The organism is Terribacillus saccharophilus (assembly GCF_002272745.1).
Classification (GTDB): Bacteria; Bacillota; Bacilli; order Bacillales; family Amphibacillaceae; genus Terribacillus; species Terribacillus saccharophilus_B.
This window is the reverse complement of sequence record NZ_NPBD01000007.1, coordinates 639,666-660,310: the sequence shown is the minus strand read 5'-3', so window position 1 is coordinate 660,310 and position 20,645 is coordinate 639,666. Positions and strand designations below refer to the sequence as shown.

The window sequence follows — 20,645 nt, the reverse complement described above, 5'->3', positions numbered from 1 at the left end:
CTTGCCTGTCTGATTTTAAATGTACCTATTATTATGTATAACAGCCCGGTATATATGTACGTGATGCTTTAATAAAAAACTAGATGTTCTTTTGTCTATTTTTGTCATTTTTCTTATTACTTTCTGAAACTATAGTAATATATTCTTATACAATTAATAGATAATTACCGAGGGAGGACAAAGCAAGGTGGAAGGAATAGCCCCCATTGAATCGGCAGCACGCCAGCCAGTATTTGTTGGTCGCCAAAAGGAATTAACAGTATTCCAGGACTGGTTAAAAGATAAGGAAGCAATGTCTGCTTTATTCGTCATCTCCGGTATGGGCGGTATTGGGAAAAGTTCTTTGCTTGCAAGGATGAACTATCTTGCAAAAAAAGAACACTTCAGAACCATTTTCCTTGATGGCAATGCTTGTCCGCAAACACCAGCAAGTTTCATCGAATATGTTCATAACCTGTTACAATCCTTCCATCAAGAGACACCTTTAGATATGCTGTTCCATAACCCAACAGGAGTCAGACTGCTCTTGTGTATCGATCATTTCGAAGAGCTTGCAGATTTGTCAGAATGGTTTTTGCATACGTTTATTCCTCAACTAGCTGTTAATGGTATTGGAATAGTGATTGCAGCAAGAAAGCCTTTGCCTGTATCAATTTCGCATATACAGACGCAATCTTTCCCTCTTGAATATCTTTCCTATGAGGAATCGGTACAGTATATCGAAAAGACAACCTCTTTGTTTCCGCAACAAATTCAAGACTTAGCGAACAAGACAGACGGACTGCCTTTAAGTCTTGCCTTAGCGGTTGATATGATGACAAAGAGTACGAATCCAGATGTACGAGTTGTTAGTCAAACGATCAGCGCGAAAATATTAAAGGAAGTGACAGCTGTTTCACTCCACCCGCTTCTTGAGGTATTGATTGTCATGGAATATGCCAACCAAGAGATATTGGAAGCTGTACTCGGGCGGCAGGTCAGCCTGCAAGATTATCGCAATCTGCAAATGCTGTCGTTCATTGATTTGCACCCTTACGGATTGAAGCTGCATGATGTAGCCAAGAGCTACTTACTACAAGACTTCCAGCTGCGGGAGCCGACAAGACTATATCAGTTGCACCGATCTTGTATGCAGGCACTGTATCAAGAGCTTACACATGCTTCGCAAACTGATAGAGCAATTATCGCGTCTGCCCTGCTCAAAATGAATCAAGCTATGTGGCCGAAACATAATGTCTATGCGAGTTTTACGCAGCGAATACATCAGGTTCGAACAGGCAAACTAATTGCTAGTGACCTTCCCCTGCTTCATGATCTTTTGGAAGACTGGTGTTCTTATAGTGTAGATAAAGAACATAACCAGAACTACCATGATTTCTTGGATGCAATTGTTCAAACAGAACCAGACAGTATAACGATTTTACGCGATTTTAATAATAAGCCGATCGGCATGTTCATCGTGCTGCTTTATACGACGAGAACCGCTCCTTTGCTGCTCCAGCATTTTCAGGATGAGCTAAATGCTATCTTTACGGCAGAAGGTTGCCGGCAAGCAGCACTGCAAGCGGATACTTATATACCTATCCTAGTGTCAGCACAGGATAACCTGACTGCTTATACAAGGGAAGAACTAGTTGGCATGCTGATTGTCGAACAGCTTGTAAAATTCGAGTCTGGAAGAAGAGCTATAATCGTAGCTACGAATGATTCACTGAAACAGTTCCTGCGTACAATAGGCTTTAAAAGCCGCCCTACAGCAGACACAAGCTGCGATACATCTTGGTCTAAAGCAGAAATTATGGAGCTGGACCTGCGTACACGACCTTTCGGTGATTGGGTTTTGCACATGATGCCGGAAGAACAAAAGAATAACAGCTTGACTGTAAATCACGTGCGGCGTATTCTCCAAACCATTCAATCGCCTAGCGAGCTAAGCCAATATTGCAGGTTGCTCACGGACTGTAGTGATGGACACGCTGTGCAACAAAAGGTTATGCAAATTCTCCATAATCCAGTCGGCTTTACCAGTGAACAACAAGAAGTATTATTGAGCAGCTTCGTCCGCCACCCGAATAATACAGTTAAAGCAGTAGCTGCTTGCAATATGAGCAGAGCCACTTTTTATCGCCATCAGAAGAAGGCAATAAAAAAGCTGACTGATATGTTAGCATTGTAAAAAAGAAGCGACACTGTGAGTCATAGTGTCGCTTCTTTATGTATTATACAAATCGCTTCTTATGCCCTTTTTTTCCAATTCTCTCAGGCTCTTCCCTAATGACCACTGAACCTTCTACCATCTTCCAGCTGTTATTCATCAACATATAAGCAGCTTGATTGCCAAATTGTTTTCCCACTTCCTGATATGCCTTCAGCAAACCAAAGCCTTTACCAGATTGATGGTTATTTGACCCAATAAAATGAACCAGATTGGAAGCAATCAACTGCTGCGTAAATTTCCGCACCTTTCCACCATAATCCCCAATAATACTACCCGCCGCAATCTGAACGAAACTGCCATTTTTAACTAGCTCGTAGAGAAATTCCGGTTGCTGATTCACATACGCAATCTTCTCTGGGCTAGCAATCACCGGATGAAATCCAGAAGCCTGCATCTCCCGTATCAATTGTTTCACATAGCTAGGCAGCGGATTTTCCGGTAATTCCAAGTAAACATAGCTTGTATTCGTATTAACCGCTAGCAAATCCATAAAATCCCGTTCTTCGAGCAAATCATTGGATACAAGCGTCTCTTGTCCAGGGAGAACCTGTAGCGGAATTCCCTCTTCCCGAAGTACTTCATTAAATTCATCTATGCTGGCATAGATCCTTTGTCTATTATTATAACTATTCTTACTCTGGTCATGCGGAGTAGCCACAATCGTATCAATTCCCTCAAATACAGCTTCCTCCGCCATCTTCAAGCTTTCCTCCAACGTACTCGGACCATCATCCAGACCATGCAAGATATGGCAGTGAATATCTATCATCAGGAATCCCCCAATTTCAGTAAGCTGTTGTTACTGAAATTGTAGCATGAGACTAAGTTAAAGACGTCTCATGTATGTCTCATGTTGGCTTAGCTCTGTTACATCTTTCTGCCTATTTTAGATTTGTTATATTATACTTGAATATCTAACAACTTAAATATATTGTTTTGGGAGTTACAAAGCCTCTTTTGCTTTATTGAGGATGATTGTAAAAAGGTAAATTTATTTTTAGAAACTAAGTTTATTTCTTATAAGATATTGTAAAATATTCTCGAAGGAGTGAGTAAATTGGGGTAATTGATAAAATAAAGAAGAATATAGTGAACATTGCTGGTTATGGCATATTTCCAGTTCGAGTAAGACGTTATTTTTACATTAAATGTGGGATGAAAATCGGTAAAAACGTAGCAATTAGCCCAGGAAGTTATTTTAACGGATTAAAGGTAAACGTAGGAAATGACAGCTGGATTAATAGTAATTGCTTTTTTGATGGAGATAACGAGAATATTCATATTGGCTCGAACTGTGGAATTGGAATGCAGGTTCTTTTCTGCACAAGTTCTCACGAAATTGGATATCCCGGAAGAAGGGGTGGCCCAGTTATTAAAAAACCAGTTATAATTGGGAATGGCTGTTGGATTGGCGCAAGGGCTACAATTTTACCAGGGGTAACTATTGGTGAAGGATGCATAGTAGCCGCAGGTTCGGTTGTAACAAAAGATTGCCTACCCCATGGACTATATGCGGGAGTCCCGGCAAAGCGGGTGAGGGAACTACCAATACTAGATAATGATTTTAAAGTATTGTAACAAAAATTCCCTCTCAATCTGTCATTAGAAAATGATTGAGGGAGAACAAGTTTAGTTCTCCTTCTTTTCTTAATGTCCTTAACATGTCATAAAAAGAAGGAGGAATTTATAAATATAACAATCAATCAAACAACTACACCAGATGTCTAATGTAAGAAACAGAGTATGTGCAGATATTATCCCGTTCATGAGCGATGGAGTAAAAGATGTTCCATCAAATACTAGAACACTTTTGCTGTAAAGCACCTATTTAAATACTGTCCTTATATATATATATAATTGATTACTTCTTTCTTCTAATAAAAGCAACAATTAATATAATATTCCTTATAGTTCATCTCTTTTATTGAATTTTCTAATCTTACCAATTTATCATTCTGTGTCTTATAATCTTTAAAATTGTCATTTATAAGATGACAAGTAAGTATAAATATACTTTGTTTAATCTCTTCGGCTAACCTTGCAGTACGATTAAAATTAGTTATTACTTGTTGTAATGTATGCTCATAAATATCTTGATATGTATCTAATTCTATCTTTTTTATCTCATTTAACATAAGTTCTAATATCCAATAAGTATCTATTGACTTATTTTTCACTTTTGCAGTATGCGATATACTATTGAGGTTTCTTCGATATAGATACACCTGGGTATCAATAGTAGCAACTTTACGTGTTTGTGGAAATACAAGATAAGCAAATATGGTATCTTCAAACCAGTAGCCTTCTGGAAATCTAATATTGGAAAATAGGCTTGATTTAATTACCTTTCCCCACGGGAATCCTCTTATTAATCCTATTGCTCTGCTGGAATTAACATTAGAGTGACGATATTCTCGAAGAGTTTTATCCCCTTTGAACGTAGAATAGCCACCTTCTACTATGTCTAAATCACCATTATAAGCTGTGCTCAATAAATTCTCGATTGAATCATCAAATAACTTGTCATCCGAGTCTACAAACATAATATACTTACTGGTAACATATTCCAAAGCGGTATTACGAGATCCAGAAAATCCTTTATTATCTTGGTGTATGACCTTCAAGTTAGACGTTTGAGAATATTTTTTTAGAATTTGTGCTGTTTGATCAGTTGACCCATCATTAACTACAATGACTTGATAGCTATATGTTGTTTTCTGATTTAAAATGGAATCAATACAATCTTCTATAAAATCTTCTACATTGTATGCTGGTATAATAAAACATAAATCAACATCTATGTTTTGGATATTTTTATTATCTATCAAACTATATGCAGAAGGCTTGTTAGAGTAACTTTCAAGTAGTTCCCTTGCGTAATTAGTATCCCTAATATTAAAGTTAATCTCTGGTATCCGGCTTTTTATAATAGATGAAAAAACGTTATTCGATATTAATTTTGTATTACTAATATTTAGTTTTCCTGCCACTTTACCAAGTGTAGTAGTTTTCAAAGCATTCCCTCTCTCTATAACTTGTAATTTATGGCTATCAATAAGTTAATTGGAAATTTTATTAATTCAGTATTTTAACAACTCGGGCAAATAAAAGTTCAAACTAGTTAATTTGAACTCTTAACTTTTTTCTAACTACTTAATTGATGTTCTGCTATTATTTCTTCCCAATTCAAAGAAATTCTATGTACATCATCTTCTACTAATTCTATTCCACTTTGGACCTCTAAAATTTCCATAACTGTTATTGCTTTTAAAGCATGCTTTTTCCCCAAAGGTATGGTTATGGTATCCCCAATTCTTAAGTGAAAAGGTTTCCCTTCCAGCAATAAAATACCTTCTCCTTTTAAAACTGTCCAAGTTTCTGTCCTTTTAAAGTGCAATTGATAACTTAAGTTACTACCAGCATTTATACCTATTCTTTTTGTTAATACTTCGTTTCCTTCTTCATATTTAACGTATTCTAATACTTTATACCATCCCCATCTTCGTTCTTCGTACATAGGTCGATTGTTAAATTCCCCTATATATTCTTTTATAGTAGGACTAGCTTCCCTATTAGTTACTAGAATACCGTCTGGGCTTGCAGCAACTATTGCGTTCTCTATTCCTATTAAAGTTATAGGAATATCTAATTCATTTATTACTTTAGAACCTATACTATCTTCACTTATTATGCCTTTTCCAGTTAGTGAATAATTCATTTCATCTGTAAGTGAATTCCATGTTCCTAAGTCCTTCCAAGAACCATCATAAGGTAAAACAACTATATTTTTTGTTTTTTCTACCACCTCATAATCAAAGCTATTCTTAGATAAGTCATTATAGAAATTAAATAAATCATCGTACTCATAACTATAACCATTCTGTGTAAGTAATTTTATTAAATATTCAGCTTTAAAACAAAAGACACCACAGTTCCATAAAGCATTTTTTTCAATTAGATGTTTTGCTACCTCTTTAGTAGGTTTTTCTTGAAAGTAATCAACATGAAGATAATGGCTATGTATAGTTTCTTCAGGAACTATGTAACCAAACTTTTCAGAAGGGCTTGAAGGTGTTACACCCAATAAAGCAATATCTGCCTTAGATTCGATAAGAGTTTTCTCTAACTCCTTAACCTTTTTAAAAAATGAATTATCTACATATGCATCAACCGGTAGAACAATTACAACGTCTTCTTTATTAATAACTGACTTGGATAGAAGATAAGAAGTAGAAAGAGCAATAGCAGGAAATGTATCTCTACGGGAGGGTTCAATAACGATAGGCATATCATCACCTATTTGATTCTTAATAATTTCAACCTGCCCTTTGCTCGTAGAAACTATTGATTTATCTAAAAGATTATTTTCCTTTAGTTGCCTACACACTCTTTGAATCATTGATTCTTTATCATTATTCTTGTTATGAAGTACTTTTAAAAATTGTTTTGACCTAGAATCATTTGATAAGGGCCATAACCTTTTACCTGACCCCCCAGATAATAAAATTAGTTGCATGCGTAATCCCCCTTAAAATTTTAATAGTTTTACTTTTATTAACATAAAAGTTGTGAAAGAATATAAACCAAGATATATAGCTATACAGATTATGGTATTAGCAAAATTATTTAGTCCACTGAAGCTAATGAGTTTTACTGGAAAACATAGTAGTAGACTAATTAAAAAAATCCATAATATATTCTTATATGGGAATTTTATCGTAAAATTCTTTTTACTTTTAATAATCGAGATTACCACATAGATTAGATAACTAATCAGAGTAGAAACTATAGAACCATTTAAACCCAGAATAGGAATTAATATTATATTCAATACAACGCTTATAATAGCCGACCATATTAATATAAACATCATTTGCTTAGTGTTTTTTGTTAACTCAAATCCTTTATTAGTATAGAAGGTGAGACTTAAGAAAATCAGAGCTAATGATGTGAATTTAATCAGTGAAGCTGCGTCTTTATATTGACTAAAAAGGACTTCTACAACATCATCTACAAAGAGAAATAGAAGACAAATAACCGGTATAACAATAATAAAATGTACACTTACAAATCTCTTTAACAAATCTTCTGCTTTAAATCTGCCTTTCTCTTCATATTCTTTAATTAGTTGCGGATACATTGCCATAACTATTGACATTGAGATAGTTACAAGTAATAATTCTGCCAACTTATAAGAAAAAGAGTAATATCCTAATTGTTCATCTCCTAGTACAAAACTAATTATATATCGACTAGAACTTGATATAATAAAACCCATTAACCCTACTACAGTTAGTGGTACTCCGTAAGTAAACGCATCGCTAATTATTTTTATGTTTATATTGAAAATAAATTTCTTTTTCAAATAGAAAATCACAATTATAATTAAAGATACAATTAACATTGGTCCATAAAGACTAAAAACAGCTGATTCAACCGATAATTTATCGAAGAAAATAATCAATAATATACACAATAAAGTGAAAATCGGTGGGCACATCTTAAGTATATTAAATAACAGTAAATTATTTTGAGCTCTTATATAATTTGAAAGTATATTGATAAATGAAAAACCACATAGGGCCAGTGATAAATAAGATAAGATAGGTTTGTTAATTAGTACTCCTAAAATAAATAAACTAGACACAATAATCACAGTCAACAAGGTGAATGTGCTAAAAAGCTTTACGACTTGTCCCTGTCTATGGTAATTGTTATACAGTCTTAATATTGATCCGTACATGAAATATATCAGGGTTGAGTCCAACAAGATAACAGTAGTCATAAATAAGTTATATTTCCCATAAGAACTAGGCGATAAGTGGTTACCATAGATAATAAATAATATTAAAGACAACATTGTTGGAATTATTACAGAGGGTGCATACTTAAAAATTAGTTTTACCATTTTATATCGTCACATCTCTAACCATTTCTTAATAACATTTTCCGGCTTAAAATCTTGAACTCTTAAAGTACTTTTTTCAGATAATTGCTCTCTTAATTCTGCATTTTGCAACACATTTATAATTGCTGTACTTATACTTTCTTCTTCTCGTGATAGTCTATCCACCGAATTGAAATTATTGTTGTTTAAATTTGGCGTTAGTATACCGTACTCACAAATCTCATAGTCTTTTAACTCTAAACTATATGAGGTATTTGGAGCTATTATTTCTCGTGGACCAGACTTGCAATCCGTAGAAATTACTGGAATCCCACAGGCCATTGCCTCCAAAATAACATTTCCGAACCCCTCATACAAAGAGGGTAAAACAAATAAATGAGAATTATATATATACTTATATGGATTACTTTGAAACCCAATAAACTGTATATTTTCTTTAAGATCTAGTTCATCTACCAGTACTTCTAATCTCTCTTTCAGACTACCTTCTCCTAAGATTATCAATCGTGCCTTAGGGAAACTATTAACGACTTTCTTAAAGGCTCTAATTAAATGCCATTGTCCCTTTTGATTCTCTAATCTTCCAGCAGTTACAATGGTTGGAGAATCATTAAGATCAACCCTCTCCATTTTCATAGCATCAATCATATTTGTATCCACTGGATTATGTATAACTTTTATTTTTTCTTTATCAATATCAAAATGATCAATTAAATCGCTTTTGACACCTTCAGATATCGCCACAATATATTTTGCTTTTGTATATATCTTACTAACTATCCATCTATGCAATATCTTTTTAAACCCTTTAAATTCAAGAGATTGTTGATTTCTAATGGAAACATAAACCTCATCATCACTAAATGACAAAACATTTAATAGGTTGGGATTATCTAAAAAACTAAACGTCTTGTCTATTGCATATTCTTTTTTGATATCTCTTATTTGTTTTAATCTTTTCAAGGTTTTAGTAAACTTAACTAATACATTGTTGCTACCTTCAACGTTAAGATTTATAACAGTTCCATCATGTTCATAAGAGTTTTCCTTCTCATGGTAAATTATAATGATTTTATTAATATTATCTGGAACAGCTTTGGATAAGTTTGAAACAGTACGTTCTGCTCCTCCTCCAGATAATGACGGAATTATAAAAGCTACATTATTCAAAATACTACCTCCGTAATATCTCTGTTTTGTCTTTTTTTTCTACAGTAATCAACAAGCCTGCAATTACCATTATAGAAAAAGCACTATTCGAAACAATCGCTGTATCAACAGGAGTACTTAGGAACGTGTAAAATAAGGGTATTGATACTATTAATCCCACGGTACTTTTATTTATAGAGTAAGCATTTAATAGGAGGAATATCATTACAATCAACATTAGTATTGCCCCTAAAATTCCTATCTCCCCTAGTATCATCGCCCAATATGAATCTGTAAGAAAATTATCATACCAAGGTGCTAAACCATAGATCTTATCAAAACCAAACTCATAATAAACATGCGAGTATATTAACCTTGCAGCATTCGATCCGTAGGTTCCAAAACCACTACCTAAAGGAAAATGCTCTTGGCTAATTTTTAAACCAGCAACCATCAGTACCCCTCTTGGCTGTTCAAGACTGAAGAAAGTTTCTATTAATTTATCTTTCACAAAAATGAAGCCAACTACACCACTGACAATGAGCCCTCCAACAATATATCTTCTAAAATAACGATAGGAGATTAGCAACAACAAAATAACAATATAGAATCCAATTGAAGTTAATCTCCCTCCTATAATCAAAAGAAATAAATTCAAGAATAAGTAGATATAATTAATTTTCTTGAAATACTTAATTGAAAAATAAAGGTTTAACGTTGTTATAAGAAGAAGTGATATAGCAAATTCCGATGGATGGCCAAAACCAAATGCCACATTTTTCATACCAAATCTATAACTATATTCTGTAAGAAAGTTAAATGGCAGATCCAAAAAGAATAGCAGTAGGTTGTATCCAGTAAAAATGTAAGAGAAGGAAATAACATATTTACCTACTCTTTTAAATTTTTGTTTGTTTAAGGAGTGACAATATAACCTTATTCCAAAGTAAATTAAAATAAATTTAACATCTCCAAACAGGGTATATATTTCATTAAATAAAGAGTTTCTATAATCACTAAGTACAGTAGATAGAACTCCAGTTAGTACTACTAATATAGAAAATAAGAACGCTATTTTTTCAAACTTGTTAAATATTGTTTCATTTCTTTTGGAATATATAAAAAGTGATACTATTCCATATAGAGTAAGAATTATTGTGAAAAATTCATCTGTATAGCTAAAAAACGGTAAAAACTCTTCCAATAAATTCGTATATATCGCTAAAATCAAAAAAATAATTAACATCTAGGCTCCCCCAAGACTATTCATCAAATCCTATGCCTGTATTGAGTTGTTCCTTCATTTCTATCATTTCTTCAGTAGTTTTTTTAGACCATTCAGTTGAATAGGTAGGAGAGGTTTCCATTAAAATCTTATTCTTATTAATAAATTGCTGTACATCACCAATTTTTTTCGCTGGGTTTCCTCCTACAATTGTATTAGGAGGGACATCTTTATTTACCACACTCCCCGCAGCCACAATTGCATTTTCACCAATCACAACATTGGGAAATACTATACTTCCCCAGCCAATAAAAACATTATCTTTTATCTCTACCTTACCTACCTTTGTTTTACCAAGAAATATTTTTGTAGAGGCATCATGCGCTAAAATAGAACTATTTGTTATAGTAACATTGTTGCCAATCTTGATTAAAAAGCAATGGCCGTAATCGATATGCGTATCATAAATTTTACAATTCTCACCTATTTCCAAACCTCTCTTGATTAACCTTTTTAACTTTATACTCTGTATAATATTACTTAACCCCATGACCTCATCTCCCTTGAAGGCTTTGATATATTGAATACATTGTATTAAAGTATTTTTTGTTATTAAATTTGTTCTCACATATTAGTCTAGAGTTTCTTCTATATTCTTCTAAATGAGGGCTATTTAATATTTCCACTACTGAATTCTCAATCATTTCTAAGTTTCCTGGTTCTATGAGAAAACCATTTTTGTTGTCTTCAATGGCCTCGTTTATACTACCTACATTAGTAGAAACTACAGGAACAGCATAACTTAATGCTTCCAAAATAGACATTGGTAATCCTTCATTGTATGAGGGCAACACAAACAAGTCAGTATCTTTAAGCAAGTTTTGAATCTGTTGCCTTGAGATCCAACCTTTAAAATCAAAGTTATCTTGTAAATTAAGCTCTTTTGTGAGCTGTTTACTCTCATTTAATAAATCACCATCTCCAGCTATAGTAAAGATAACTTTTCTTCTTTTGGATTCTAGGTGTTCTATTATCCCAGGAGATGCATTAATAAGGTCAATAATCCCTTTCCTCTTTGTAGTTACTGCCAAAAACAAAATATTGATGCTACTGCCGAATTCTTTATTCACATTGAAGTCACTCGGTAAGTCTACAGAATTCCTCAATATATAAGTGTTTGTTTTTGGTTCGATTGTTCTTATAATTTGGTCCCATTTTTCTCCTAGAGTAATTACTAAATCAGCTTTCTGTAAGAGTTTTCTAATTTTAACTTTAGTGGAATTATTTGATTCTTGATAATACTCTTTGAATTCAGCCCCATGAGTGTGTATTATCACTTTTTTTTGGAACATCTTTGATATTAATAAAATTATGTATTTACGCTTAAAGCTTCCTCGCTCTGACATATGAAGATGAACCACATCAATCTGACTTTTTAATAAAGTTAAGAAAATTTTCAGGCATGCAATAAAGAAGTAAAACAACTTTATAAGATTATTGTTTTTTTCAAAATGAGTAGGAATAAATTGCACGCTAATTCTTTCTGAGTTCTGACTTTCTTTTAAGAATGACTCTACAACAGTAGTCATCCCACCTTTTACATCCAAACTCGATCCAACCATCAACACATTGATTTTATTCATATATCTTTTTCCTTCTAAATTCTTTAATTAGTAAAATTATAAATAACATATCTTGTACAAAATAACGTTTAAACATCCTTTTGGGTTCTTGTAAGAAACGATAAAACCATTCTAATCCACATTTTTGCATCCATTTCGGAGCTCTGTTAACAGTCCCAGCAATAAAATCAATAGCTGCACCTATTTGCAAACTTACTGGCACTCTTAACTCATCAATATACCTTTTTATAAAGAATTCTCCTTTTGGAGATCCTAACGATACTAGAAGAATATCAGGTCTGAATGAAGTGATTTTATCTATAGATTTATTCACTTCATTTATAGAGTTTTCAAAACCGAATGGCGGTGAATAACATTCTATTTCAAACTCTTCCCCAAAACTCTTCTTATACTTGGCAACTGCCTTTGCAGCAACGCCTTCTTTTGAACCAAAGATAAAGACTTTTAGCTTTTGTTGATATGCCATCTCAATTAATTTTGGGGTTAAATCAGCTCCGGTTACTCTTTCTTTTAATGGTTTCCTAAGTATTTTGGACGCCCAAACTATAGGCATACCGTCTGCTATTTTAATTTCTGCACCTTCATATATATTATTAAATTCATCGTCTTTTTGAATGTTAATAATATGATCTACATTAGGCGTCAAGACATAGCTATACTTCCTATTTTGTATATTGGTATATATCAATCTCTGTATTTGTTCTAATGTTTCATTCATTGTGAAATTATCAATAGTAATATTGAATAAATTAACTTTTTTTATATTATTCATATCCTTAGTATGCTCCTTTTGATTTAAAAAGAACTATTACAGTCTTTAAAACTAACTTAATATCAAGAAACATATTTCTGTCATTAATATATTTGAGGTCTAATAAAACTTGTTGTTCAAATGTTAAGTCACTTCTACCCTTAACTTGCCAATAGCAAGTCAATCCTGGAACCACTTTAAGTCTTTCTCGTTCAAATAATGAGTATGTGTCTACTTCTCTCGGTAGAGCGGGACGTGGACCAACTAATGACATCTCACCCTTTAGTACATTAAATAATTGTGGTAATTCATCAAGACTAGTTTTACGAAGAATTTTTCCTATCCTAGTTACTCTTGGATCTTCTTTCATCTTAAACAATGGTCCGCTTGCCTCATTTTGTTTAACTAATTTTTCAAGTAAATCCTCTGCATTTGATACCATAGAACGAAATTTATACATTTGAAAAGTTTGACCATCTTTTCCAACTCTTACTTGGCAAAAGAAAATAGAACCTCTTTTATCTTCAATTTTAATTAATAGTGCAATTAATATAAATATAGGTAAGAGTAAGATAATACCAAACGATGACAACACAATATCCATAGTTCTTTTGGTAAAAAGATAGTACTTATTGTCACTTTTTATTACATCTTTTGCATCAATTGCCTTATAAATTTGCTTTGATTCTGCCATTTACTTTTTGTCTCCCTCCTACCCTAAAAGATGCCCAAAAACTTCTTCTTCACAATTCTTTCTGGAACGCCTCCAACTATTGACCCGCCAGCTATCATAAATTCCGCATTTTCTTGGTAATAGTAGACAAGTTCTACACCATATGTATCTTCTATTTCTTGTAATGCATCCTGCATAATGAATCCTCTGTTATGTACATTATGTGCATCTGAAGCTATAAAATGAGTAAGATTAGATTGAATAATTTCATGACTGAAATTCCTTATTTTCTTCCCAAACTTCCCGACTAAGCTTGCTGCTGTTACTTGAGTCAGCACTCCACTTTTGACAAGCTCATAGAGTTTATCTGGTTTTGATAATAATTCACTATTACGTTCAGGGTGCACAATTACTGGCGTATACCCTTCTACTTGAAGATCATATAAAAGTTTGTTCGTATATTTAGGAACAGTTGAGGTAGGCAATTCAACAAGGATATAAGGGGTATCAAGATTGACGGGTAGAATTTCTTTGGCTGATAACCCCTCAGCTAAGTCACCGTATATTCTGGTTTCTTGTCCTGGCAGGATATTAACTTCTATGTTTTCTTCCTCTAATATTCTGTTTAATTCATCCACACGAGTCAGAATATCTTCTCGATAATTATCAAATTGATTATTGCGATGATGCGGGGTAGCGACAATGGTATGAATACCTTGTGCCGCTGCTGCCTTTGCCATTTCTATACTGTCTTCCAATGTTCTTGCTCCATCGTCAACACCCGGCAGTATATGGCAATGAATATCTATCATACAATCTACACCCTTCATTTCCCCAAATTATTGAAAAAAATAATGACATATTCCCTATATCCAGTGCGAAAATATATCCTCGTGGATCGAGGACATATCTTGGCATAGGTTAACTACCATAGTAGTAATAAGTATTCGATTTCTTTTGTGCTACGTCGTTCAGTACAATTCCAAGCAGCTTAGCATGCGCAGGTTCAAGCAGCTCTTTTGCTTTTTGAATCGCATCGTACTCCGTCTGTTCGCTGCGCACGACGATTAGAGCTCCGTCACACGTATTAGCTAGGATCTGTGCATCCGTTACAGCCAATACTGGCGGTGTATCAAAGATAACCATGTCATACGTTTCCTGTGCTTTTAGAATCAGTTGCTTCATAGCGTTAGAACCTAATAGTTCAGAGGGGTTCGGCGGTATAGGTCCGCATGTAAGAATGTCTAAATTCGGAACATCCGTTTCCTTGGTTGCTTCCTCTAAAGATTTTTCGCCTACTAGTACAGTGCTAAGACCCGCACGATTATCTAGCTTGAATGTGTAATGTACAGTTGGTTTACGTAGATCAGCATCAATTAACAATACCTTTTTACCTTGTTGCGCAAAGACAACAGCCAGGTTTGCCGTTGTAGATGATTTCCCTTCGGATGGACCCGACGATGTCACTAGAAGTGAGCGCATCGTTGCATCCACTGATGCAAATTCAATATTTGTACGGATTGTACGATACTGCTCAGATATAGGAGATTTCGGATTGAACTTTGTTATGAGAGATCGGACATTTGTCTTAAACTGTTTTTTTCTTTTGGCCACTGTACTCTCTCCTAACTTGTCTCTTATCAGCAGGTGTTGCATATTGCTTATTGGTTTTCATATCTTCCTCGGTCATATGACTAATGATGCCGATGACTGGGATGCCAATGCGTTTCTCAATATCGGCTTCTGTCTTAACAGTATTATCAAGATACTCTAATAGGAATGCGAGTCCGATTCCCACCATCGCACCCAGTACAAGAGCAATAGCAGTATTCAAAAGGACGTTTGGACTAGCTGGTGATGGATTTTCTACTGTTTCAGCTAGAGATAAAGGCTTAACGTTTTCTAAATTCATTAATTCCGGAATTTCTTTTTGGAAAACATCAACTGTAGTGTTGGCAAGCTCTGCAGCTTTTGCCTGGCTTGTATCAGTTGCTGTTACGGTGATGATCTGTGTATCAGCTTCGGAGGCAACTTCCAGCTTCTCTGCCAATTCACTGGAAGAGAGGGATAAGTTCATTTCCTTTGCGACTTCGTCCAGGATGACTGGACTTGTCATGACAATCTTATATGTATTGATCAAGCTGATATTGGATTGGATGGCGGTATTCAGTGTGGAAACATCCACATTTTCTTCCTGGTTGACTACGACAGATGCACTAGCTTGGTAGGTTGGGGTAATCAAAAAGTAACTGACTAAAAAAGCGATTGCAGCGAAACTGACGATTAAGGATAAAATCATTAGCGTCCGTTTCTTCAATACTGCAAATATTTCCTTTAAAGAGATTGTCTCTTCCATTCATGTCCCTCCGATGAGATGTACTAAAAAAAGATAAGTCCAAAGACAAAGAAAAATGCTAACTTTTAGAAATTTATATGTACTTTTTTATTATATAGGGTTTGATTAACCATGCAATGACTGTTTTTGTCGAAAATATGTAAGCGCTACAATTGTCACTTGCATCTTGTCGAAACATCTTTATAATATATAGTTCAAATTTCATAGTTAGCAGTTAAAAACATGAAAAGTATACCACAAATTTCCCAGACGCAACATAGAATTACCAAATTATATTAAAAAAACCAAACCCACTTGCGCAGGTTCGGTTTCTTCTGATTTATTTTCTTATTTATCTTCTGTTACAACACTATTATTTAGATAATCCTGTAGTTGATCTTTTAGGTCAGGACGATCAAGTGCAAATTCGATCGTTGCCTTGATGAATCCGAATTTATCCCCAACATCATAACGGTCACCAGTGAATTCACAAGCATAAACAGCTTGCTTCTTATTCAATTCCTTGATTGCATCTGTAAGCTGAATCTCTCCGCCAGCGCCTGGAGGAAGAGTTTCCAATATATCAAAGATTTCTGGAGTCAATACATAACGACCCATGATTGCGTAGTTAGATGGAGCTTCTTCCTTCTTAGGCTTCTCAACCAAGTCACTAACCTGCATCAAGTTAGGTTCGCTCGTAGAACCCTGAGGTGCAACCACACCGTATTTGGATACTTCAGATTCTGGTACTTGCTGCACACCAACAACAGAACCGCGATATTTTTCGAAAGCCTCTGTCAATTGTTTCAATGCCGGTGTGCCATCTGTTTTCACGATGTCATCACCAAGCAATACTGCGAATGGCTCATTGCCGATAAATTTCTTCGCTGTGGAAATGGCGTGGCCAAGTCCTTTTGCTTCTTTTTGGCGAATGTAGTGAATATCAGCCAAGTTGGAGATGTCTTGGATTTCTTCAAGCATCTTCATCTTATCTTTCTTAATAAGCTGATCCTCTAGTTCGTAGGATTTGTCGAAGTGGTCTTCGATTGCGCGTTTACCGCGGCCGCTGACAATGATAATATCCTCGATACCGGATTTAACAGCTTCTTCAACAATGTACTGAATTGTCGGTTTATCGACAATTGGCAGCATTTCCTTCGGCTGTGCTTTAGTTGCTGGCAGGAAGCGTGTACCTAGACCTGCTGCTGGGATGATGGCCTTTTTGATTTTCATACGTTCTGCACCTCTTTATGTAGTATATGTAGATTGCGTATAGAGTGTTTCGTACAAATTATACTTCCCGATGTGCAGAAGATAAAACAACTTCGTTAACAGGCGTCATACAACTCATACAAAAGTCCCTATACCCTTACTGGATTTGTAAAAATAGTAACATATTAAGTTTGCTTACTCAATAACATCCATTCTACATTTCCCTACAATATACGAGTTTAATATTACAGTTACATTACAATGACGTAAATTCTGGTAATCTAGGTGCCAAATTATGCTATAGTATGATTAATTTCTATGGATTATGAAAATAAAGGAGAACGTTACTAGAATGAAAAAGACGATTGTTACCCTTGCTGCTACTGCGGTAATTGCTAGTTCATATGCCACAACTGTTGACGCTGCATCTTACAAGGTTCAGAAGGGCGACTCGCTCTGGAAGATTGCTAGCCAAAACAACACTTCCGTTTCTAAGCTGATGGAAATCAATGGACTGAAAAACTCCATTATCTTCCCTAACCAAGTATTGCAGACAACTGGTTCATCCAGCTCTACGAATAAACCTAATACAAATACATCTTCATCATCTTCTAGCAGTGCATCTACATATACTGTTAAATCCGGTGATACGTTGAGTGGTATTGCATCTAAACATAATATCTCTTTGAACAACTTAAAAAAATGGAATAATATCTCCGGATATTTGATCTATCCTGGTGATAAGCTGAAGGTCTCTGCAGGTGGTTCTTCTTCATCGAATAACTCTTCCTCCAATTCTGGAAGCTCATCCAATAATAATAGCAGCAGTTCTTCTTCTACTTATAAAGTGAAGTCTGGTGACTCACTATGGAAGATTGCTAACAACAATGGCGTTTCTGTTGCGAACCTGAAAAGCTGGAACAACCTATCTTCTGATGTGATCCGTGTTGGTCAAACATTGAAGATCAATGGTAAAGCAAGCAGCGGTTCATCTTCTTCTTCGAAGCCTGCGAACAACACTCAAGTGGATTCTGCACAGACTTCTAAGAGTGTGGACAAGCTGATCAGCGTTGCTAAAACTCAGCTTGGCAAACCTTATGTATGGGGCGGAGCTACAACTGCTGGCTTCGATTGCAGCGGATTTATCTACTATGCATTTAAGAACGCTGGGTATGATATCTCCCGTACATCTGCGGAAGGTTACTTCAACCGTTCTTACTATGTAAGCTCACCGCAGCCTGGTGACTTGATCTTCTTCAAAGGTACATACAAAGCTGGTATCTCTCATATGGGTATCTACCTTGGCGGCGGTCAGTTCATTCATGCGGATAACGATGGCGTACGTATTACTAGCACAAGCAACTCTTACTACGCTAAGCATTTCGATAGCTACAAACGTTTCTATTGATGATAAGAGCTTGGGACAGAACCTTCTGTCTCAGGCTTTTTTGTTTTGTTTTCTGGCGTAATGAGCAGGCGAAGATCTGTCATCTGGCGAGCAACTTCTGCTACCAGGAAGAGCATAACAAGGACACCAATGAGATAGAAAACAATTTGGAACATGTCGTTCCCTCCTATGTTTGTTACTTAATAGACGGTTCGGAGGGCATATTGGTTTCAATTTATTTTATTGGTATGCATATTTCACAATAATGCTCTCTAAGCATTTCCGTAGTGAATCTTTCAAAAGTAGGACGACTATCCACTTTATATCCAAGGTCTGCTAGCTTCTGGAATATGTCTGTCCATGCTTGTATCATCGCCTCTACAGTATGCTTCACTCTTAAACTGATATATTTACCTCCTCTTAACTCTCCTATAAGTACCGCATCATCTTGAAAATCTTCAGGTACAACAAGTGCCGCATCATATCGACAATTCTGCGGGGCTGTCGTTTCGACATTATCTTGCGAGATTCCTAGGATGATCGAGGTGTCATCCAGCAGTTTTTCTGCCGCTGCCCATTCCTTCAATCTTTGCATCGTTTGATAATTAGCAGCGCCATAAGGTCCTATTCTGCGAAAGAAAGCAATTCGGTAAGTTGGGATGGTTTCGATTTTCACTTGCATCTTCATCCTTCTTTCTTTATTTGATTTACTTACTTAACGAATGTAATATGTTATAAAAATTAATTCAATTGAATTTTGAAAAAATATCGTTAGACACAAAAAAGGCTTATTCCTATATTCGAAATAAGCCTTTTTTATGAATGATCCGATATTTGGCAACTTGTACACATGTACCTTCTGTTGTGGAAGACGTAATATCAAAGTTATCCATTAAACGCTTCACCCCTGGAAGTCCGCGTCCTAATCCTCCGCCTGTCGTATAGCCATCCAGCATGGCTTCCTGCAGATTGCTTATTCCAGGTCCATTATCCTTAGCGGTAATGTAGATACCAACCTTTCTTGCGTCTTGTTCGCTGTGAATACAGATTGTTCCGCTGCCTGCATATTTATAAATGTTCCGGGCAAGCTCTGAGATGGCTGCAGTGATGCGTGCTTGTTCGACCGCACTAAATCCCAGGTCAGCTGCAAGCTTCCTGCCGCATGATCTGCTCGTGACGATATCTTTCTCAGATTCTATCTTCATTTCAGTCACCTTCCCCTCACAACTAGGAGCTGACGCAACTTGATTCCATATACTGATAGATAGGTCCCCTTCTTTGGCTTGGATACAATAAAATAAGCCAAAGCAAAGACAATTTGTCCTTACTTTGGCTTTATTGCTAGTTCCATGCCCAGCTAATGCTAGCCAATTCATTTAATTATCATTCGGGTCGATAATGACGACAATCATGCTCTGATCACTTTCAAACGACCAATCGACGAAAATTTCCAGTGCAGTGCCTTGCAGCAATTGACTTTCTTTATCAAATGCCTTACGCAGCTCCTGCTTTTCAAGATTCCCTTTTGCTTTTCGCAATACTTCTTCCTCACCGCTGCGGACAATCTCTTTCTCGATATTAACGAGTATGCCCTCGCGATAGATTACGAGTGTTCTATTATTTAGCTTAACAGATTTTACCTTGTCCGGCAACCTCTCTGTTTTCTTCGTGACAGCTGCAACCAGCTCATTCACCATCTGCATACCTGGATAATCAGATTCATCGCTAAGATGATCCTTGATTGCAACGATGACGCCGCCATTGGTCTCCATATTCCAGTCATAATAGAAATGGTTGAAATAGTGACCAGTCTCATCCTTAATCTGTTCTTTCAGTTCAGGAAGGCACTTTTCCATTAAGCTATCCCGTGTTGCATAAACCATGCCAAATTGATTATTCTCCAACAGCACTTTCTCGACAGGCGTGAGTAAGTCCCGTACATAGATACAGATGACATCATCTGCAAAGGAAACGAATACCGCTTCTGGTCCTTTTCCGAAATGCTTTCGTAAAAGCCTTGCAGTGAAGCCTGCCACTACATTTTGTTTGTCTTTGATTTCCATTCTCGTGTACCTTTTTCCTGGTTATTAATTTCTATTATATTTTACTGTATAGAAGCATTTTTGGGTATAAAAAAAAGCCTG

At 35.5% G+C, this 20,645-nt stretch carries 21 protein-coding genes; 3 read left to right on the top strand and 18 right to left on the bottom strand.

What is annotated here, in order from left to right:
• Window positions 1-187: 187 nt before the first annotated feature.
• Window positions 188-2,176 (top strand): ATP-binding protein, encoded by a 1,989-nt coding sequence (locus tag CHH58_RS10395; RefSeq protein WP_095262488.1) that lies wholly within the window; start codon window positions 188-190, stop codon window positions 2,174-2,176.
• Between the two features lie 43 nt (window positions 2,177-2,219).
• Here CHH58_RS10395 and CHH58_RS10390 read toward each other — a convergent pair whose 3' ends face one another.
• Complete coding sequence (locus tag CHH58_RS10390) at window positions 2,220-2,987, bottom strand: tyrosine-protein phosphatase (protein WP_095262487.1); 768 nt, start codon at window positions 2,985-2,987, stop codon at window positions 2,220-2,222.
• A gap of 320 nt (window positions 2,988-3,307) precedes the next feature.
• Between CHH58_RS10390 and CHH58_RS10385 the strand changes: the two genes are divergently transcribed.
• Window positions 3,308-3,796 carry an acyltransferase gene (locus CHH58_RS10385; protein ID WP_249275097.1) on the top strand — a complete coding sequence of 163 codons (489 nt, stop codon included), beginning with the start codon at window positions 3,308-3,310 and terminating at the stop codon, window positions 3,794-3,796.
• A gap of 296 nt (window positions 3,797-4,092) precedes the next feature.
• Here the strand turns inward: CHH58_RS10385 and CHH58_RS10380 are convergent, their stop codons facing one another.
• The 13 genes from CHH58_RS10380 to galU form a co-directional block, all read right to left on the bottom strand.
• Complete coding sequence (locus CHH58_RS10380; protein ID WP_170937592.1) at window positions 4,093-5,232, bottom strand: glycosyltransferase family 2 protein; 1,140 nt, start codon at window positions 5,230-5,232, stop codon at window positions 4,093-4,095.
• A 131-nt stretch (window positions 5,233-5,363) separates the two neighbouring features.
• Entirely contained in the window at window positions 5,364-6,734 is a 1,371-nt protein-coding gene (locus CHH58_RS10375) for a sugar phosphate nucleotidyltransferase (RefSeq protein WP_095262485.1), read from the bottom strand.
• A 12-nt stretch (window positions 6,735-6,746) separates the two neighbouring features.
• Window positions 6,747-8,126: a lipopolysaccharide biosynthesis protein gene (locus CHH58_RS10370; RefSeq protein ID WP_095262484.1), complete on the bottom strand. Its 1,380-nt coding sequence runs from the start codon at window positions 8,124-8,126 to the stop codon at window positions 6,747-6,749.
• A 9-nt stretch (window positions 8,127-8,135) separates the two neighbouring features.
• A complete protein-coding gene (locus CHH58_RS10365) occupies window positions 8,136-9,296 on the bottom strand; it encodes a glycosyltransferase (protein ID WP_095262483.1) in 1,161 nt (386 codons plus the stop codon).
• 4 nt (window positions 9,297-9,300) lie between these two features.
• On the bottom strand, window positions 9,301-10,521 hold the full coding sequence (locus CHH58_RS10360) for a hypothetical protein (protein ID WP_095262482.1): 1,221 nt from the start codon (window positions 10,519-10,521) through the stop codon (window positions 9,301-9,303).
• 16 nt (window positions 10,522-10,537) lie between these two features.
• Window positions 10,538-11,050, bottom strand: coding sequence for an acyltransferase (locus CHH58_RS10355; protein ID WP_095262481.1), 513 nt, complete (start codon window positions 11,048-11,050; stop codon window positions 10,538-10,540).
• A gap of 4 nt (window positions 11,051-11,054) precedes the next feature.
• A complete protein-coding gene (locus CHH58_RS10350; RefSeq protein ID WP_095262480.1) occupies window positions 11,055-12,143 on the bottom strand; it encodes a glycosyltransferase family 4 protein in 1,089 nt (362 codons plus the stop codon).
• Window positions 12,136-12,915 (bottom strand): WecB/TagA/CpsF family glycosyltransferase, encoded by a 780-nt coding sequence (locus tag CHH58_RS10345; protein WP_249275096.1) that lies wholly within the window; start codon window positions 12,913-12,915, stop codon window positions 12,136-12,138. The genes CHH58_RS10350 and CHH58_RS10345 overlap by 8 nt, the downstream gene beginning before the upstream one ends.
• 4 nt (window positions 12,916-12,919) lie before the next feature.
• Window positions 12,920-13,588 carry a sugar transferase gene (locus CHH58_RS10340; protein WP_095262479.1) on the bottom strand — a complete coding sequence of 223 codons (669 nt, stop codon included), beginning with the start codon at window positions 13,586-13,588 and terminating at the stop codon, window positions 12,920-12,922.
• Between the two features lie 23 nt (window positions 13,589-13,611).
• Window positions 13,612-14,379, bottom strand: a complete 768-nt coding sequence (locus CHH58_RS10335; protein ID WP_095262478.1) for a tyrosine-protein phosphatase — start codon at window positions 14,377-14,379, stop codon at window positions 13,612-13,614.
• Window positions 14,380-14,488: 109 nt separating this feature from the next.
• Window positions 14,489-15,181, bottom strand: coding sequence for a CpsD/CapB family tyrosine-protein kinase (locus CHH58_RS10330; RefSeq protein WP_249275095.1), 693 nt, complete (start codon window positions 15,179-15,181; stop codon window positions 14,489-14,491).
• The gene (locus CHH58_RS10325) at window positions 15,156-15,923 is read right to left on the bottom strand and encodes a YveK family protein (protein ID WP_095232307.1); all 768 of its coding nucleotides are present in this window, start codon (window positions 15,921-15,923) and stop codon (window positions 15,156-15,158) included. Before CHH58_RS10325 ends, CHH58_RS10330 begins: the two co-directional genes overlap by 26 nt.
• A gap of 327 nt (window positions 15,924-16,250) precedes the next feature.
• The gene (gene galU, locus CHH58_RS10320) at window positions 16,251-17,135 is read right to left on the bottom strand and encodes a UTP--glucose-1-phosphate uridylyltransferase GalU (RefSeq protein WP_095232306.1); all 885 of its coding nucleotides are present in this window, start codon (window positions 17,133-17,135) and stop codon (window positions 16,251-16,253) included.
• A gap of 331 nt (window positions 17,136-17,466) precedes the next feature.
• On the opposite strand from galU, the gene CHH58_RS10315 reads away from it, so the two are divergent.
• Window positions 17,467-18,522, top strand: a complete 1,056-nt coding sequence (locus tag CHH58_RS10315) for a LysM peptidoglycan-binding domain-containing protein (RefSeq protein WP_095228214.1) — start codon at window positions 17,467-17,469, stop codon at window positions 18,520-18,522.
• Here CHH58_RS10315 and CHH58_RS18415 read toward each other — a convergent pair.
• From CHH58_RS18415 to CHH58_RS10300, 4 genes are all read right to left on the bottom strand, one after another.
• On the bottom strand, window positions 18,516-18,677 hold the full coding sequence (locus CHH58_RS18415; protein ID WP_170937591.1) for a hypothetical protein: 162 nt from the start codon (window positions 18,675-18,677) through the stop codon (window positions 18,516-18,518). The genes CHH58_RS10315 and CHH58_RS18415 overlap by 7 nt on opposite strands.
• 59 nt (window positions 18,678-18,736) lie before the next feature.
• Window positions 18,737-19,183 (bottom strand): AraC family transcriptional regulator, encoded by a 447-nt coding sequence (locus CHH58_RS10310; protein WP_095262477.1) that lies wholly within the window; start codon window positions 19,181-19,183, stop codon window positions 18,737-18,739.
• Between the two features lie 112 nt (window positions 19,184-19,295).
• Entirely contained in the window at window positions 19,296-19,706 is a 411-nt protein-coding gene (locus CHH58_RS10305) for an ATP-binding protein (RefSeq protein WP_095228210.1), read from the bottom strand.
• 171 nt (window positions 19,707-19,877) lie between these two features.
• Window positions 19,878-20,564: a Na-translocating system protein MpsC family protein gene (locus CHH58_RS10300; protein ID WP_095262476.1), complete on the bottom strand. Its 687-nt coding sequence runs from the start codon at window positions 20,562-20,564 to the stop codon at window positions 19,878-19,880.
• Between the last annotated feature and the right edge of the window lie 81 nt (window positions 20,565-20,645).

Coding starts and splice junctions, on each gene's coding strand:
- CHH58_RS10355 (WP_095262481.1), bottom strand. CDS start 11,050: ATGGGGTTAAGTAATATTATACAGAGTATAAAGTTAAAAAGGTTAATC.
- CHH58_RS18415 (WP_170937591.1), bottom strand. CDS start 18,677: ATGTTCCAAATTGTTTTCTATCTCATTGGTGTCCTTGTTATGCTCTTC.
- CHH58_RS10340 (WP_095262479.1), bottom strand. CDS start 13,588: ATGGCAGAATCAAAGCAAATTTATAAGGCAATTGATGCAAAAGATGTA.
- galU (WP_095232306.1), bottom strand. CDS start 17,135: ATGAAAATCAAAAAGGCCATCATCCCAGCAGCAGGTCTAGGTACACGC.
- CHH58_RS10335 (WP_095262478.1), bottom strand. CDS start 14,379: ATGATAGATATTCATTGCCATATACTGCCGGGTGTTGACGATGGAGCA.
- CHH58_RS10390 (WP_095262487.1), bottom strand. CDS start 2,987: ATGATAGATATTCACTGCCATATCTTGCATGGTCTGGATGATGGTCCG.
- CHH58_RS10305 (WP_095228210.1), bottom strand. CDS start 19,706: ATGAAGATAGAATCTGAGAAAGATATCGTCACGAGCAGATCATGCGGC.
- CHH58_RS10315 (WP_095228214.1), top strand. CDS start 17,467: ATGAAAAAGACGATTGTTACCCTTGCTGCTACTGCGGTAATTGCTAGT.
- CHH58_RS10345 (WP_249275096.1), bottom strand. CDS start 12,915: ATGAATAATATAAAAAAAGTTAATTTATTCAATATTACTATTGATAAT.
- CHH58_RS10310 (WP_095262477.1), bottom strand. CDS start 19,183: ATGCAAGTGAAAATCGAAACCATCCCAACTTACCGAATTGCTTTCTTT.
- CHH58_RS10360 (WP_095262482.1), bottom strand. CDS start 10,521: ATGTTAATTATTTTTTTGATTTTAGCGATATATACGAATTTATTGGAA.
- CHH58_RS10375 (WP_095262485.1), bottom strand. CDS start 6,734: ATGCAACTAATTTTATTATCTGGGGGGTCAGGTAAAAGGTTATGGCCC.
- CHH58_RS10325 (WP_095232307.1), bottom strand. CDS start 15,923: ATGGAAGAGACAATCTCTTTAAAGGAAATATTTGCAGTATTGAAGAAA.
- CHH58_RS10350 (WP_095262480.1), bottom strand. CDS start 12,143: ATGAATAAAATCAATGTGTTGATGGTTGGATCGAGTTTGGATGTAAAA.
- CHH58_RS10300 (WP_095262476.1), bottom strand. CDS start 20,564: ATGGAAATCAAAGACAAACAAAATGTAGTGGCAGGCTTCACTGCAAGG.
- CHH58_RS10370 (WP_095262484.1), bottom strand. CDS start 8,126: ATGGTAAAACTAATTTTTAAGTATGCACCCTCTGTAATAATTCCAACA.